Consider the following 258-nt stretch of genomic DNA (forward strand, 5'->3'; position numbering starts at 1 on the left):
AAGGACGCTGTACCTTGGCGCTGGTGGCGCATGGGGCGCCGGGGGTGGCTGCCTCCTGCGCGCCGGCCGCCGCTGTTTTATCGCAATAGATAAAGGTACTGCGGCTGAGCAGTGGCGCGGAGGGCTGGTCGAGGGCGCCACGGCGCGTTTCGCTCATGCTGGCCGGCCCCGGATTGGGGCCATTCTGGATGTTCTGCGTGGTGACGGTCAGGTACTCGTCATTGGGCGCGGTATGCTGGGTCGCGTTGCTGCGAAATC

At 66.3% G+C, this 258-nt stretch carries 1 protein-coding gene; it reads right to left on the bottom strand.

Translation table 11 applies throughout. The annotated features are described in order from the left end of the window. A partial coding sequence (locus tag GYK42_RS29800; RefSeq protein WP_166450298.1) for a hypothetical protein occupies positions 1–258 on the bottom strand: 258 nt, incomplete at both ends.

Origin of the sequence: Janthinobacterium lividum, assembly GCF_011601275.1 — a bacterium.
Lineage (GTDB): Bacteria > Pseudomonadota > Gammaproteobacteria > Burkholderiales > Burkholderiaceae_D > Janthinobacterium > Janthinobacterium lividum_E.